We start from the raw sequence: 16,362 nt of genomic DNA, 5'->3' as shown, positions 1-16,362 counted from the left end.
TTAGTCATAGAAAATTTTGAAAGGCGGAAGAATATGATATATACGGATAGCCAATTAAAAGAAAAGATTGTTCGCATGATAGAATCCTTTGAAAATGAAGTTGTAGAATTTAAAGAAGCACGCACAAATTATTCGTTTAATGACATTGGTAAATATTTTTCTGCACTTAGCAATGAAGCAAATCTTCGGGGATTACAGGAGGCGTGGCTGATTTTCGGAATTTCGGATGATAAACGATATGTAGGAACGGAATTTCGGAAACAGGGAAGTCTGCAAAGTTTGAAAAAGGAAATCGTAAATGGAACCAATGAACGATTGACATTTCTGGAGATATACGAACTGACAATGGAAAAATGTCGAGTGATAGCATTTCAAATTCCTCCAGCTATTAGGGGGATTCCGACAACATGGCAAGGGGCAGCGTATGCCAGAGAGCATGAATCTGTATCGCCGCTTCCGATGAATAAAGTAGATCTACTTAGAAATCAGATAGGAATGGATTGGTCAAAAGAAATTGTAGAAGATGCTACCATAGAAGATTTGGATGAAGAAGCGATTAAAAGAGCAAGAGAACTTTTCTCAAAACGTCAGAGTGATCGAAAAAAAGCACAGGAAGTTTTAAAGAAACTGTCTGATATTGAGGTTTTAAATAAAGCTGGTATTACAATAAAAGGAAAAATAACCAGAACGGCGTTATTGTTATTAGGAAAAAGTGAGGCTAAATATTTCTTTGATGGCTTTATTCCTAGAATTACCTGGACACTTTATAATGCAGATAATTCGGTAAAAGCTTATGAACATTTTGATATACCGATGTTAATGGCAGTGGATAAGGTATATTCCAGGATCAGAAATGTAAAGTATCGCTATATTGCCGGACAGCAGACTTTGTTTCCGGATGAAGTAGATCAATATGAACCAGAGCTGATCAAAGAGATTATTAATAACTGTATTGCTCATCAGGACTATCGCTTGCGTGGAAAAATCAACGTAGAGGAATTTGAGGACAGACTGGTATTTATCAATGAGGGGGCTTTTATACCAGAAACTATTGAACAAGCACTGGAACCGGGATATAAACCACCGTATTATCGAAATGTGTTTTTGTGTAACGCAATGGTAAATCTGTATATGATTGATACAAATTCAATGGGAATACCAATGATGTATCAGATACAGCGTGATAAATGCTTCCCATTGCCGACATATGATTTGAACACAATTAATAGAGTTACAGTGACTGTGTACGGAAAGATATTGGATAAGAATTATACTCAGCTTTTATATTCCAATGAAGATTTAGATATGAGAACTGTATTTTTGTTGGATAAAGTTCAGAAACAGGAAGTAGTTTCTAAAGAAAGCTTTAAGGATTTGAAGAAAAAAGGTCTTGTGGAAGGACGTTATCCTAATGTTTTTGTATCTTTCAAGGTGGCAGATATTGTCGGACAGAAAGCTGCTTATGTTCGAAATAAAGGGTTAGATGATGATATTTGCAAGCAGTTAATTATAAAAGCACTTCAGTCAATGGGAGAAGCCAGCAAAAGAGATTTAATGGAAGTACTGGAAAAAGCATTGCCAGAAGTACTTAGCGATGAACAGAAATCGAAGAAGGTTTCTAATTTGTTACAGGCAATGAAAAAGGATGGAATTGTTGTTACAACAGGAACTAATAGGTATGCAAAGTGGTACTTGATAAAAAAATGATTGATTTACAAAAATGCGAGGGGGATGAAAAATGAAATATATTACACAAGATTGGACATCTACTAAGGATGGATATTTATTTTTTGTTCAAAGACTACAAGAAATGTTGTTTCATTATTCAGATGATATTGTTAAAGCGCCTGTTCATAATACACAAACATTATTAGAAGAATATGTTGATACTGAAAAAGATGTGGTGAAAGGGAGTATTAAGCAATATCAATTAGATATAATTGCAAAAGAGATTAAGTCGAGTTTAATGACAGACGTTATTGTTCGAGAGTTGTATAAATATGAAGTTATTGAAGAGATGGCAAAATTTTTAGATAAAGATCAAAGAACAGCGGTACATTATATATTCAATAAGATACCAAAGAAAAAGTACTATGAAATATGTTGTAAATACTTGAAAGAAAATTTGTCGGAATCAAACCGTAAAACAGAAATTGAAAAAGGACTTCGTGCTTGGCTTGCTTTTTTGCTATGGCATGGATATTCATCGGAATATATATATAGATTCCTGAGAAATATATTTGAGGAAAGTATAAATGATCCAGAAAAAAAAGCACAGATTTTTTTGAATAGGTTTGATTTTGAAATTGGTAAATACAAAGTGTACTTTGTTTTTTATGAAAAATTAAAGCCATATCAAAAGTTGTTAAATGAAAGATTGCATATTTCGTTTGAAGATGATGGTTGCTTTAAACAGATTAAAAGAAAGCAAAAGTCCTTTATAGGGGTTATGGAAACAAAGGCATATGATAATTATTCAGCAATGAAACGAGCGTATTCTGCATTAGAAATTTTTTTGAGATATTTAGAAGTTTTTTTGAATGATAATATCAGTGTAATAGGTAAAAACGGATTGGTAATTCGACAAGATACCCAAGAGGGAATAATTCTTCCCGTAAAAGCGTTTGGGTATAAAAGTATCAAGCCTGAGCCACGAGAAAATTTTAAAACTGAAATAGATACAATTGTTTTGGGATGCCAAGAAAAAGGAAAGGAAACTTATTCTCAGCTTAATAAGATTGTTGATTTGCATAATGCGGCATTAAATCAACAAGACTTAAATGATGCATTTCTTAATTTGTGGTCAGCGTTGGAGGTTGCAAGTGTTACAGATAGTTCAAAATCCAAAATTGAAAGCGTTACTGATAATATAGTTTCCATTCTACAAAATGACTATTTCGAATGCATATTTTCTAATATACTTGACGATTTGAAAAATAATTTAGGTAATCGAAAAGTAAGTTTGTTGCTTAAAGATATAACAGAATTCGATAAAGAGATTTGTAAAATCGCAGGCTTTATATTTCTTGAAAAATATGAGAAATATCGAGAAGATTATTTTGCGAATGAGCTTAAGTATTATCCCAATATACGTTATAAAATATATAACTTATATGAGCAAAGAGAAAATCGCGAAAAATTATGGCATCTTTCCGAAAAGTATTGTCAAAGAATTGAATGGCATCTTTATCGCTTATATAGGCTTAGAAATGCTATTGTTCATGCAGGGGAAAGCCATAAACGAATACAAATGTTAGGAGAACATTTGCATATCTATGTGGATCGTGTAATTCTTGAGTTGATGGTTAAATTAGCAAAAGATAAATGCCTTGGGACGATACAAGATGTTTTTACAGATACATATTTGTTATTGAATAAAAAGAAAAAAAATTTAAAAGAACCAGGTAATGTTGATGAACAATCCATTATGCTATTGTTAGAAAATTTTTTTATCGAAGAGTAATGCATATAAGGAATATTCTGAAGAAAGGGTATTCCTTATTTTGCTATTTACAATTATATTTTAGATGGTACAATAAAGTTGTAACAGAACGACTTAAATATAACAGAAAGGTATTAGATATGAATATAGCTGCTTATTGTCGTGTCTCCACTGATAAAGCTGATCAGCTCAACAGTCTGGAAGCTCAAAAGCAATTTTTCTCTGAGTACACCCAGCGTACTGGTGACAACTTAGTTAGATTATATGCAGATGAGGGTATTTCAGGCACGAAAATAAAAAATCGAAAAGAATTTTTACGCATGATGGCTGATGCTGAACATGGACTATTTGATATGGTAGTAGTAAAGGACATCTCTCGCTTTGCCAGAAATACTGTAGACCTTCTGCAGAATGTCCGCAAACTGAAAGCATTAGGAATCGAGACACAGTTTTTGACGGCCAACATGACCAGCATGGGAAACAGTGAATTTGTTCTGACAATCTTCGGTGCATTGGCGCAGGAAGAAAGTGCCAATACTTCAAAGCGTGTGAAATTCGGCAAGAAAATGAATGCTGAAAAAGGACGAGTTCCGAATATTGTGTACGGATATGATAAAACCATTGGAGATTACTTTAATTTGGCAATCAACGAGGAAGAAGCAGCTGTTATCAGGCAGATTTATAAATGGTATATCGAAGAAGGATATGGTGCCGCCAAGATTGCAAACATGCTGAATGCGAAAGGTATCCGAACAAAGCGTAATTGTCAGTGGAGCCAGAATGCGACGTGCCGGATTTTAACGAATGAACTTTATACCGGAAAAATTATCAACGGCAAGCAGGAAGTAGCTGACTTCCTGACTGGACAGAGAACGGAAAAAGACGAGACGGAGTGGATGGTAACAGAACGTCCGGAACTGCGGATTATTGAGCCGGAAATGTATGAAAAGGCACAGGAGATTTTGGAGTGCAGAAGCAAGACTTTTAAATTAACAAAGGAACGGCAGAGCAATAAGTATTTGTTTTCTACTCTGATTAAATGTAAGGAATGTGGCTGGTCATTTCGACGAACTGTTCGTACTTATAAGAATACTTATATTCGCTGGGTATGTTCCGGTCATAATGGACGTGGGGCGGATAGCTGCCCGAATGCTCAGACAGTGGACGAGGAAGAGTTGATTGAAGTTCTGTCCGAATACTTTTCCGAGCTGCTGAAAGCAAAGAAAAATGTAATTCGTCACGTAACAGGCGAATTCCAGAGGGTTTACAAAGCCAAGGATGAGAACCTGAATTACGAAAAGGAATTGAACGCACAGCTTCACAAGCTTCAAAAAATGCGTCAGAAATACATGGATATGTACACCGATGACCTCATTACACGTGAGGAACTGAATGAAAAAATCGGCGGCACAAAACAGGAAATCGAGCGTCTGGAGAATGAGTTGAAAATGGTTGCTTATCACCTGACAAAAGGTGAACAACTGGAAATAATCTTGAATCGCACGTTTAAAGAGATTGAAGATATTTCCGATGTTCACCAGATGACCAATGCACAGCTTAAACGGATTATCCAGAAAATTGAAGTAGACAAGGATGGTAACGTAGATATTTACTTACGAATCTTCGGTGATTTAGGCTTAGATGAAACCGTTCTAATTAGTGACAACCAAACATAAGGATTGCGTAGAACGCCTGAAAGTGATCAATCCGGCTCTGGCCATAGAAGTTCGCAAGGTACTGGATGTAAACAAGCAGGAGCGACATATCCGGGGAGGTATCGCTACCCGGGAAAAATATCTCCATGCTCACATGCGGTGAACAGGCGGGCCGGGTTAAATGCTGATCATAAAATATCAGTGTTTATGGAGCCGGGTAAACTAAAATATGAATGTCTGTGTTATTATCCGGCTTGCTCTGGTTGACATACCTGATAAGATGTGCGAAGATTTATCATACGATAGAACAGCAAAATAAAGCACATAGGAAAGAGAGGATTTTATCATGCTGAAACAGTTATCCATCTATGCAGAAAATAAAAAGGGTGTTATGCAGAACATTACCGGTATCCTGAAGAACGAGGATATCAACATTCTGGGCTCTGTGACTAATGACAGCGCAGAGTACGGAATCGTACGAATGGTAGTTTCGGAGCCGGATAAGGCAATGGAGGCTCTGATCGCTGCAGGATATCTCTGCCACGTGATCGAGGTGATCGGAGTGGAGGTTGAGGATAAGACTGGAAATCTGAATGATCTGCTTCTTACACTGAAGGACAGTAATGTGAGCGTGGATTATCTGTACCTCTCCTTTAACCGTGATTCCGGCAAGCCGATCATGGTATTCCATACCGAGGATATCATGGAAGTGAGATCCTGCCTGAAATCCAGAGGCTATACCGTTTTATAAAAACAGGATTTTACCGTGTGGTAGAGGCTTTTATCCGTTTGATAAATATTAAAATATTCTATATTATAAACACGAAATATCAATTTTACAAATGTATATGGCCATGCTATCATATATCCATAATAGTTCTTAACCTGTAAACAGCCACCTCAGGATATGTGAATATCCGTATCATACAGGCTGGGAATTAAAAAACTCATCACATAAAGTTAATAATTACACCCATGAAGAGATCTGTGGATCAGCGTACACAGATTCCTTCAGAAAGAAGCTGTTACGTCGGCGGAGTTTTCTGTGTCTCCAAGGATGTGACAGCTTTTTTCTTTTGCTCTGAAAAAATTCGCAGTAATTTCACAAAAACATGATACAGTAGGAAAAAACGACGGAAAAGAAATAACAGTATTTCAGAAAATAACAGCCGATAGATAATTCAGCTGTCCAGAACAGAACGGCCTGGAATTGCTGCAGACAGACGAGGAAATGAAATGAGACCAATAAGAATACAGAAAGCGGAAAAAAACAAAAAACAGGGAAACAGAGGGTGGATCTATCTCCTGGCGTTTCTGTTTCCGGTGCTGATCTTTACGCTGGGCTTTGCATTGAAGGGTGTTTATCCTTTTGGAGAGAATTCGGCGCTGGTGGTAGATGGAGTCCATCAGTATACAGCCTTTTACAGGGAACTTTCAGAGCAGCTTGGAAAGGGAACGGGCTGGACCTGGTCCGCACATGCCATGGGATATAATTTTTACGGATTGTTTTGCTATTATCTCTGCAGTCCGTTCAGCTTCCTAATACTGCTGTTTATGAAATTCATGTATGTAAACGAGGCTATTACTGCGGTGATCCTGATCAAGGCAGGGCTTTGCAGCGTATCCATGGCATGGTATTCCGGGAAAAAATATCCGGGCAGAGGAAGTATGGCAGTTTCTCTTGGCTGTATGTACGCACTGTCTGATTTTCTTATAGGCTATTACAGCAATGTGATGTGGCTGGACTGTATCATGCTTCTTCCGGTGCTTGCATATCTTATTGAACAGCTGGTGCATACCGGAAAATGGCGAGGGTATTGTCTGGTGCTGGGGTACTGTATTTTAACCAGCTATTATATGGGATTTATGTTATGCACATTTGCTGCTTTTTATTATCTGGCAGAGCTGGCTGCGGCAGAATCCGGTCGGCGGCCGGAGAAAATCCGTTTTTCATTATTGAAATTTGCCGGGGCGTCTGTTGCCGGAGCCGGACTTGCAGGAATCACGCTGATCCCCGGAATTGCTGCGGTATCCAGAACAGCAGCGGCGGAAGAGGCAGGCACCGGACTTTCGGGAGTGTACGGAGATATCTGGAAACAGCTGGGCGCATTATTCGAGGATTCCCTGTCCTTTGTAAAATCCGGCGACCAGGGAGATGTGAACCTTTACTGTGGCTGTGCAGTGCTGCTTTTTGCCGGGATTTATTTTCTGAATAAAGAAATCCGCACAGCAGAAAAAATCGTAACAGGTATATTGATCGTTTTGTATTTTGCGGGGATCCATATCACAGCGCTGAATCTGCTTTTTCACGGATTGCATAAACCTGTGGGAATCCCCAATCGTTTTGTGTTCATCCTGATATTTCTGCTGTTGAAAATGTCCTGTGATGCATGGGGAAATGTGGAAAATGAAAGCACAGGAAGAATTTTTGCCGGACTGATCGCTGCAGAGGGCTTCTGTATCGTTGTGGGGATCAAAAGCGGAAATATCTGGGGACTTCTGCTTACAGCAGGGGTTCTTGCAGTATTCTTTCTGGTTATGTGGACGGAACGGTGTATCTGTGGAAAACTGTCCGGTCATGCCTTCTGCTGTGTGGAGATCCGAAAGCTGGGATGTCTGGTGCTGGCAGTGCTGATCCTTGCAGAGACAGGAATTCACGGAATCGTCAGTATTACAGATAATGGAACCGCAAACCGTGATATTTATGTGGAAAGTGAGCAGGAGGTTTGTGGATTACTGGAATCTGCCGGTGTGGATCAGGTGGATTACCGTGCCGCCATCGTAAATCCTCTTGTGAGGAATGAAGAGATGCTGTATCAGCTGAACGGGATATCTATGTATTCCTCTACTAATACAGAGGAAATGTGGGATTTTGTAAAAAACATGGGCTTTGAAAATCTGGAAAATCGTTTTCAGTATGCAGGATCCACGGAAGTGACGGATATGCTTCTGGGAATACGATATCTGTTTTGCAGGAATACAAGAAAGCTTCATATTGTTTATAAAAAAATCGGAGAAAGCCAGTCCTTTGATCTCTATGAGAATCCGAGAGCACTGAAAGCAGGATATATGGTCAGTGATTCTGTACTGGACTATGTAATGGAAGGAACAGATCCACTTGAAGTTCAGAACCGGCTGCTCAGCGGTATTGCGGGAAAAAGACTGTACAAAATGCAGACGGTGTCTTCAGAAGCAGTATGGGCCGGGACTGTGGATTTTGATATTTCGCTGAAAAAAGGGGAGCATGGGTATCTCTATATTCCGGGGACAGAGCCGGAAACTGTAACGATCAACGGCCAGGAGCAGAAATCCGATTACTGGAATAATAATTTCCTGGATCTTGGCACTTATGATACGGATACGGTTGTGCATGTAACTGCGGAAACCGGAATGCAGGAAGCGGTTCTGGGAACTTACCGGGAATCGGACCTGGATGAGATCTATGAAATGCTTTCTTCCCAGCAGATGGATCTGAAGAATGGAAAGGGTACCATAGCTGCAGCAAAGGATGGAATGCTCCTTCTCAGCATATTTTATGATCCTGATATGCAGATTTATGTAGATGGGAAAAAGGTCGATGGGAAAAGCATCCAGGGGCTTACCGGTGTAAAGCTTTCGGCCGGGCCACATACGGTTACTATGAAATATCGGACTCCGGGGCTGCAGGCGGGAGCAGTTCTTTCTATATTAATAGCAGGAATACTGGGAATACTCTGGTATATCAGCAGAAGAAAAATGGGTATTTCCGGCAGGTTGTGACATCTATGGAGAAAACCGTGTAAAACCCCTGTAAAATCAGCAAAAATTCTTTATAAAACACCTTGACAAGCCCTGTATTTACGGTCTATAATGAGCAAGCGTGCGAATGAAACGTTATATTTTTGCATGCCGTAATTTGTAAATAGCAACCGCAAGGCCCCATGGGAAAGCCCATGGAGAAATAAATCGGGAGGTGAAATGGAATGCCAACATTCAACCAGTTAGTAAGAAAGGGCCGTCAGACAGCTGTTAAAAAATCTACAGCACCGGCTCTGCAGAAAACATACAACTCTTTAAGAAAGAAAGCAGTTGATCAGGCTGCTCCACAGAAACGTGGTGTTTGTACTGCTGTTAAAACAGCTACTCCTAAAAAGCCTAACTCAGCTCTTAGAAAGATCGCCAGAGTTCGTCTTTCCAACGGTATCGAGGTAACAAGTTATATTCCAGGAGAGGGTCACAACCTTCAGGAGCATAGCGTTGTTCTTATCCGTGGAGGAAGAGTTAAGGACTTACCTGGTACAAGATACCACATCATCAGAGGTACTCTTGATACCGCAGGTGTCGCTAACAGAAAACAGGCTCGTTCCAAATACGGAGCTAAGAGACCTAAAGTTAAAAAATAATTTTTGTAGATCAGAAATCTACGCCGCTTCCTGATTGCAGATAATCAGGAGGATTACAAAGATATTATTCATCTAATGTATTACAGCGGAAGACTATAAGGATTTGTACGGTATTCCATATACCCTGTCGGTTGCGGGTTAAATATAGGACCTTACCAGTGCGAACATGCAATAGTTTTACTGCGTGAGTACCGATGATATAATCAATATGATTAAGGAGGGAAGTAACGTGCCACGTAAAGGACATACTCAGAAAAGAGACGTTCTGGCTGACCCGATGTACAATAACAAAGTGGTTACCAAGCTTATCAATAACATCATGTTAGACGGTAAGAAAGGTGTTGCTCAGAAAATTGTATACGGTGCATTCACCAGAGTAGAGGAAAAAGCTGGTAAACCAGCAATTGAAGTATTTGAAGAGGCTATGAACAACATCATGCCAGTTCTCGAGGTAAAAGCAAGACGTATCGGTGGTGCTACTTATCAGGTTCCGATCGAGGTAAGAGCAGACAGACGTCAGGCACTTGCTCTTCGTTGGCTTACAATGTTCTCACGTAAGAGAGGCGAGAAGACAATGGAAGAAAGACTGGCTAATGAGCTTCTGGACGCAATGAACAACACAGGTGCATCCGTTAAGAGAAAAGAAGACATGCACAAGATGGCTGAGGCAAATAAAGCATTTGCTCACTATCGCTTCTAATTCGAGGAGGAAAATTCATTGGCTGGAAAAGAAGGAAGAGAATATCCATTAGAGAGAACCAGAAATATCGGTATCATGGCGCATATCGATGCTGGTAAAACAACTCTTACAGAGCGTATTCTTTATTACACAGGTGTTAACTACAAGATCGGTGATACTCATGAAGGTACAGCGACAATGGACTGGATGGAGCAGGAGCAGGAGCGTGGTATCACAATCACATCCGCTGCTACAACATGTCACTGGACTCTTGAGGAGAACTGCAAACCAAAGCCAGGTGCTCTTGAGCATCGTATCAACATCATTGATACACCAGGACACGTAGACTTCACTGTTGAGGTTGAGCGTTCCCTTCGTGTACTTGATGGTGCTGTCGGCGTTTTCTGTGCTAAGGGTGGTGTTGAGCCGCAGTCAGAGAACGTATGGCGTCAGGCTGATACCTACAATGTACCTCGTATGGCATTCATCAATAAGATGGATATCCTTGGTGCAAACTTCTACGGTGCAGTAGAGCAGATCAAGACTCGTCTTGGTAAAAACGCTATCTGCCTTCAGCTTCCGATCGGAAAAGAGGATGACTTCAAAGGAATCATCGACCTTTTCGAGATGAAAGCATACATCTACAACGATGACAAGGGCGACGATATCTCTATCGTTGATATCCCGGAGGATATGCAGGAAGATGCAGAACTTTATCATACAGAGCTGATCGAGAAGATCTGCGAGCTGGATGATGACCTCATGATGGAGTATCTTGAGGGAGATGAGCCTTCTGTAGACAGACTGAAAGCTGTCCTCAGAAAAGCTACATGTGAGTGTACAGCAGTACCGGTTTGCTGCGGTTCCGCTTACAGAAACAAAGGTGTTCAGAAGCTTCTGGACGCAATCCTTGAGTATATGCCGGCTCCTACAGATATCCCGGCTATCAAGGGTGTTGACCTTGACGGCAACGAAGTTGAGAGACATTCATCTGATGATGAGCCGTTCTCCGCTCTTGCATTCAAGATCATGACTGACCCATTCGTAGGAAAACTTGCTTATTTCCGTGTTTATTCAGGAACAATGAACTCCGGTTCTTATGTACTGAATGCCACAAAAGATAAAAAAGAGCGTGTTGGACGTATCCTTCAGATGCACGCTAACAAACGTATGGAGCTGGATAAGGTTTACTCCGGTGATATCGCTGCAGCGATCGGATTCAAATTCACTACAACAGGTGATACAATCTGTGACGAGCAGCATCCGGTAATCCTTGAGTCCATGGAGTTCCCGGAGCCAGTTATCGAGCTCGCGATCGAGCCTAAGACAAAAGCTGGACAGGGCAAACTTGGTGAGGCACTTGCTAAGCTTGCTGAGGAGGACCCGACATTCCGTGCTCATACAGATCAGGAAACTGGACAGACCATTATCGCTGGTATGGGTGAGCTTCACTTGGATATCATCGTTGACCGTCTTCTTCGTGAGTTCAAGGTTGAGGCTAACGTTGGTGCACCTCAGGTTGCTTACAAAGAGACAATCACCAAGCCTGTTGATGTAGACAGCAAGTATGCTAAACAGTCTGGTGGTCGTGGACAGTATGGTCACTGTAAAGTTAAATTCGAGCCTATGGATGCCAACGGAGAAGAGCTGTACAAGTTCGAGTCCACAGTTGTTGGTGGTGCTATTCCGAAGGAATACATCCCGGCAATTGGCGAAGGTATCGAGGAAGCTATGAAAGCTGGTATCCTCGGAGGATTCCCGGTAGTTGGTGTACATGCAAATGTATATGATGGTTCTTACCATGAAGTCGATTCTTCTGAGATGGCATTCCACATTGCAGGTTCTCTTGCATTCAAGGATGCTATGCAGAAAGCAGCTCCGATTCTTCTTGAGCCAATCATGAAGGTCGAAGTTACTACACCAGAGGATTACATGGGTGACGTTATCGGTGATATCAACTCCCGTCGTGGACGTATCGAAGGTATGGAAGATATCGGTGGCGGTAAGATGATCCGTGGATATGTTCCGCTTTCCGAGATGTTCGGATATGCTACAGACCTTCGTTCCAGAACACAGGGACGTGGTAACTACTCTATGTTCTTCGAGAAATATGAGCAGGTTCCGAAGTCTGTACAGGAGAAGATCCTTTCCAAAAAGGACTGATCTGATATAAAATAATAAAATGCTTGCAAATAACCTTGGTTTGCAATATAATCAAGGTTAGCAAGTTTAAATCTGAAAAAATGCTCTAATTTTGATAGAGCCAAGTTTTAAGGAGGACATTTTAAAATGGCAAAGGCTAAGTTTGAGAGAACAAAACCGCATTGTAACATTGGTACCATCGGACACGTTGACCATGGTAAAACAACATTAACAGCAGCTATCACTAAAGTTCTTGCAGAGAGAGTTCCAGGAAACGTAGTAGAGAACTTTGAGGATATCGATAAAGCTCCAGAGGAAAGAGAGCGTGGTATCACAATTTCTACAGCTCACGTTGAGTATCAGACAGAGCGTAGACATTACGCACACGTTGACTGCCCAGGACATGCTGACTACGTTAAGAACATGATCACAGGTGCAGCTCAGATGGATGGTGCTATCCTTGTTGTTGCTGCTACAGACGGTGTTATGGCTCAGACTAAAGAGCATATCCTTCTTTCCCGTCAGGTAGGTGTTCCTTACATCGTTGTATTCATGAACAAATGTGATATGGTAGACGATGAGGAGCTTCTTGAGCTCGTTGAGATGGAGATCCGTGATCTTCTTTCCGAGTATGACTTCCCAGGAGATGACATTCCGGTTATCCAGGGTTCTGCTCTTAAAGCTCTTGAGGATCCGGCTGGCCCATGGGGAGACAAGATCATGGAGCTTATGGATGCTGTTGATGAGTACATTCCGGACCCACAGCGTGACACAGATAAACCGTTCGTAATGCCTGTAGAGGACGTATTCTCCATCACAGGACGTGGTACAGTTGCAACTGGTAGAGTTGAGGCTGGTGTTCTTCACGTATCTGAGGAAGTTGAGATCGTTGGTATCAAAGAGGAGACTCGTAAAGTTGTTGTAACTGGTATCGAGATGTTCCGTAAACTTCTTGATGAGGCTCAGGCTGGTGATAACATCGGAGCACTTCTTCGTGGTGTTCAGAGAAACGAGATCGAGCGTGGACAGGTTCTTGCTAAACCAGGAACACTTACATGCCATACAAAATTCACAGCTCAGGTTTACGTTCTGACTAAAGACGAGGGTGGCCGTCATACACCATTCTTCAACAACTATCGTCCGCAGTTCTATTTCAGAACAACAGACGTAACAGGTGTTTGCAACCTTCCAGAGGGAACAGAGATGTGCATGCCTGGAGATAACATCGAGATGACAATCGAGCTGATTCATCCGATCGCTATGAGCCAGGGTCTTACATTCGCTATCCGTGAAGGTGGACGTACTGTAGGATCAGGACGTGTTGCTACAATCATCGAGTAATCGTTAATTAGTATAACATCCTTATTTAATATATATTGCGTACCGTTAGGTACATTGTGTCCAAGCGTAAGATGCCCGTAGAACTTCGGTTCTACGGGTTTTTCTGTTGGAAGGATAAATATTTTTCGCAAATCCAATAATAGAGAGAGTAGATTTACCTATGAAGCAGAAATGTGATTAAGGATTATGTCAGATTATACGTTTTAATGACATTATCTCAAGTTTCATGTCCTGCATTTGTCAAGGTATTTTGATTCCTATCATTTACATAAAATAAAGCTTTCTTTTACGAAAAGACAGATGATATAATGAAGATTGTTGAGGGAGAGAAAATATGAAAAAGCTAGAGTTTAGAGGTGGCGGAAGAGATGATTATATGGTGAAAAGACCACAGGAAAATATTCTGATATATTTTGGAAAAATGTATCGAAAGGTTTTTATTGTTGGAGTAGTAGCCATATTATATTGCGTGATATATTTAATATTCAAATGCAGCTCAATAATTAGTGCTTTCAATGTTGTAAATTGGTTGTGGGATGTGGGAGAATTTCTTTTTAATATAGCTATTTCTTTAATTGCTGCAGAAATATTTTTTATTTTTCAGGTTATCATACCAGAGTATAAAAAGGCTCCAGCAGTGAATGAGGCACTATGCCAGGAACTTTACCGATATGTTATAACACCATGTTTTAAACTAAGGGAAAATTATAATAATGATTTGGCTAAGGATTATGAGATAAGAGAAGAAATAATAAATTCTATTCAAAAAATTTTAGTTGTATATACAATTCAAGTTGACTTGTTTGATACATTAATGAATTTAAAAGGCTGTGGATATTTGGAAAGAGCAGCAATAGAAAATACAGAGGATTACATTATTGAATATCATAGAACAGGAAAGGAACTGTTAGAAGAATTTGATTCATATTGCATGATAATTTCTCAATATTGTAGAGAGCAGCAGGAATGGATACGTGTTAGTTCGATAGAGTATAAAAAATTGATCAGTAGAAGAGTTGGGCGTAAAAAATGAAGAATAAAAAGATGATTATTAAGAAGACCCTCGGAACCGTAAGATTTCCGGGGTTTTTCTGTTCTATAAAATATGCTAAAATAAAAAAGTATATTTAAAAATCTAGGTAAAGAAGAGAATATTTATAATATTTAATATTGTTTGGAGAGAATGCTGTTAAATATATTTGGTGCTAGAGAGTTTATATAACAGAGGGGTAATATGAGTATAAAATCAAAAACTGGCTTTTCAGGAAAGCTTCTTTATATAAATAAAGTAGAAATGGATAGTAGGGCAGAAATAAGTATTAATAAATTTTATCAAGGTATGATTACGCTTTACAGAGTTTCAAGAGATATTGTAAATTTGGTGAGAGAAGAAATAAACCAATATTTGGTAATTGAATTAGAAGAAGGAGAAATGATAACGGCAGTTGGATTGAATTTCAAATCAGCGTCAGGAGGAATGGATAATTATTTTAAACTTGAACTGCAGGCAGATATATTGTTTAAGGGTGAAAGGGCTTATACAAATACATCTAAATTTCAAGAGATTCGCTTTGAAATAACGGAGGGAAATGAGTTAATTGGTTTATGCCCGTATGACATGAATAAAAATTATATGGATATTTTATTTTATCATAAAATTGATATACCAATTAATATAGAAAATAAAGTTGTGCAGTTAGAAAACGGGGAATTAACATTTTGTGTTTATCCGAGATATCAATATAGAAAAGAATCTTTTTCCATTGGATTTGCACATTATATTATATGGAAGTTTAATTCAGCTATAGATATGGAGGAGATAAAAAGAAATTTATATATAATAGTGGACTTTTTTTCGGTATTGGCAGGAGAAAATGTTACTGTTAATTCTTTAAATTGTACTGAAAGTAATAAAATGGTAGAAGTTATAGGAATTTGTAATTTTCCGAAAGAAAAGCTAAATGTATTGAAAAATGATACGATGGATTCTATATCTTTTAAAAGGAGTAGTTTATATAAGATAACAGATTTTCAAAATTTAGAGCAAGCAATGAAGTATTGGTTCTCTAATTATAGAAAAATATATAATGCACAGCAAGCGTATGGAAGAATTCTACTTGATGAAGATGTGAAAATTGTAACAATAAACAAATTTTTAGCTGCAATGCAATTGATTGAAGGGTATACTCAGGCATATACAGATGAGGAAAAAGAAATTAAAGAATTTGAAGAAAAGAAGAAAGAATTAATGAGTAAACTTGAAAATGAAGACGAAAAAGAATTGGTTGAAAAGGGGCTTGGATATTCAGGTATATCATTTAGAAAAGCGGTGAAAGATTATTTATATAAAGGTTGCAATTGTTTTATAGAAATATCTAAAACTAAATTTGTAGGGGAAAAGGAAAAACTTATAAATGATATTGTGAATGATAGGAATTTTTATACTCATTCTTCTAATAGAGTACCGGTGACAATGAAATTTGATGATTTATTGAATGTTGCCAGTCTGTGTAAGGAATTGTATAGAATCATAAGCTTAAGGGATATGGGACTCGATACAGAGAAAATTAAACAAAGATCACAAACTAATAGGATGTGTTCTTGGTTGATGAAAAGTATAATGAAAGTTGAGATTGAAAAAGATACTTTACAATGCGGAGAGTTTGATAATGCGATGCGTCTTTTTTCAGAAAGTAAATAGCATGAGAACAGGAAAAGAAC

General features: G+C 39.1%; 11 protein-coding genes and 1 pseudogene. All 12 read left to right on the top strand.

Going from position 1 to position 16,362, the window contains the following annotated elements; translation table 11 throughout:
* Positions 1-33 precede the first annotated feature (33 nt).
* Complete coding sequence (locus NE638_RS11505; RefSeq protein WP_022388874.1) at positions 34-1,707, top strand: RNA-binding domain-containing protein; 1,674 nt, start codon at positions 34-36, stop codon at positions 1,705-1,707.
* A 31-nt stretch (positions 1,708-1,738) separates the two neighbouring features.
* Positions 1,739-3,463, top strand: a complete 1,725-nt coding sequence (locus NE638_RS11500) for a hypothetical protein (RefSeq protein ID WP_015541718.1) — start codon at positions 1,739-1,741, stop codon at positions 3,461-3,463.
* A 119-nt stretch (positions 3,464-3,582) separates the two neighbouring features.
* Complete coding sequence (locus NE638_RS11495) at positions 3,583-5,118, top strand: recombinase family protein (RefSeq protein WP_118137600.1); 1,536 nt, start codon at positions 3,583-3,585, stop codon at positions 5,116-5,118.
* A pseudogene (locus NE638_RS11490) lies at positions 5,105-5,260 on the top strand (sporulation transcriptional regulator SpoIIID); the annotation flags it as partial. The gene NE638_RS11495 and the pseudogene NE638_RS11490, both read left to right, overlap by 14 nt.
* A 183-nt stretch (positions 5,261-5,443) precedes the next feature.
* Positions 5,444-5,848, top strand: a complete 405-nt coding sequence (locus NE638_RS11485) for an ACT domain-containing protein (RefSeq protein WP_015526362.1) — start codon at positions 5,444-5,446, stop codon at positions 5,846-5,848.
* A gap of 485 nt (positions 5,849-6,333) precedes the next feature.
* Positions 6,334-8,856, top strand: coding sequence for a YfhO family protein (locus NE638_RS11480; protein ID WP_173746215.1), 2,523 nt, complete (start codon positions 6,334-6,336; stop codon positions 8,854-8,856).
* A 203-nt stretch (positions 8,857-9,059) separates the two neighbouring features.
* Positions 9,060-9,479, top strand: a complete 420-nt coding sequence (gene rpsL, locus NE638_RS11475) for a 30S ribosomal protein S12 (protein WP_015526360.1) — start codon at positions 9,060-9,062, stop codon at positions 9,477-9,479.
* A gap of 229 nt (positions 9,480-9,708) precedes the next feature.
* Positions 9,709-10,179: a 30S ribosomal protein S7 gene (rpsG, locus tag NE638_RS11470; RefSeq protein WP_059086633.1), complete on the top strand. Its 471-nt coding sequence runs from the start codon at positions 9,709-9,711 to the stop codon at positions 10,177-10,179.
* A gap of 18 nt (positions 10,180-10,197) precedes the next feature.
* Entirely contained in the window at positions 10,198-12,321 is a 2,124-nt protein-coding gene (gene fusA, locus NE638_RS11465) for an elongation factor G (RefSeq protein WP_227588849.1), read from the top strand.
* 126 nt (positions 12,322-12,447) lie between these two features.
* Positions 12,448-13,641: an elongation factor Tu gene (gene tuf / locus NE638_RS11460; RefSeq protein ID WP_015526359.1), complete on the top strand. Its 1,194-nt coding sequence runs from the start codon at positions 12,448-12,450 to the stop codon at positions 13,639-13,641.
* A 334-nt stretch (positions 13,642-13,975) separates the two neighbouring features.
* Complete coding sequence (locus NE638_RS11455) at positions 13,976-14,674, top strand: hypothetical protein (protein WP_118608964.1); 699 nt, start codon at positions 13,976-13,978, stop codon at positions 14,672-14,674.
* A 201-nt stretch (positions 14,675-14,875) separates the two neighbouring features.
* Complete coding sequence (locus NE638_RS11450) at positions 14,876-16,342, top strand: HEPN domain-containing protein (RefSeq protein WP_118608965.1); 1,467 nt, start codon at positions 14,876-14,878, stop codon at positions 16,340-16,342.
* Positions 16,343-16,362: the final 20 nt, after the last annotated feature.

Source organism: Blautia sp. MSK.18.38 (assembly GCF_024460535.1).
Taxonomy (GTDB): domain Bacteria; phylum Bacillota; class Clostridia; order Lachnospirales; family Lachnospiraceae; genus Blautia_A; species Blautia_A fusiformis.
The sequence above is the reverse complement of the archived record's forward strand: the minus strand, read 5'-3'. Positions and strand labels throughout refer to the sequence as shown.

Bases quoted from the DNA above. Each gene is read 5' to 3' on its own strand.
- NE638_RS11495 (WP_118137600.1), top strand. From the start codon at position 3,583: ATGAATATAGCTGCTTATTGTCGTGTCTCCACTGATAAAGCTGATCAG.
- NE638_RS11450 (WP_118608965.1), top strand. From the start codon at position 14,876: ATGAGTATAAAATCAAAAACTGGCTTTTCAGGAAAGCTTCTTTATATA.
- NE638_RS11455 (WP_118608964.1), top strand. From the start codon at position 13,976: ATGAAAAAGCTAGAGTTTAGAGGTGGCGGAAGAGATGATTATATGGTG.
- NE638_RS11505 (WP_022388874.1), top strand. From the start codon at position 34: ATGATATATACGGATAGCCAATTAAAAGAAAAGATTGTTCGCATGATA.
- NE638_RS11500 (WP_015541718.1), top strand. From the start codon at position 1,739: ATGAAATATATTACACAAGATTGGACATCTACTAAGGATGGATATTTA.
- NE638_RS11480 (WP_173746215.1), top strand. From the start codon at position 6,334: ATGAGACCAATAAGAATACAGAAAGCGGAAAAAAACAAAAAACAGGGA.
- NE638_RS11485 (WP_015526362.1), top strand. From the start codon at position 5,444: ATGCTGAAACAGTTATCCATCTATGCAGAAAATAAAAAGGGTGTTATG.
- rpsL (WP_015526360.1), top strand. From the start codon at position 9,060: ATGCCAACATTCAACCAGTTAGTAAGAAAGGGCCGTCAGACAGCTGTT.
- tuf (WP_015526359.1), top strand. From the start codon at position 12,448: ATGGCAAAGGCTAAGTTTGAGAGAACAAAACCGCATTGTAACATTGGT.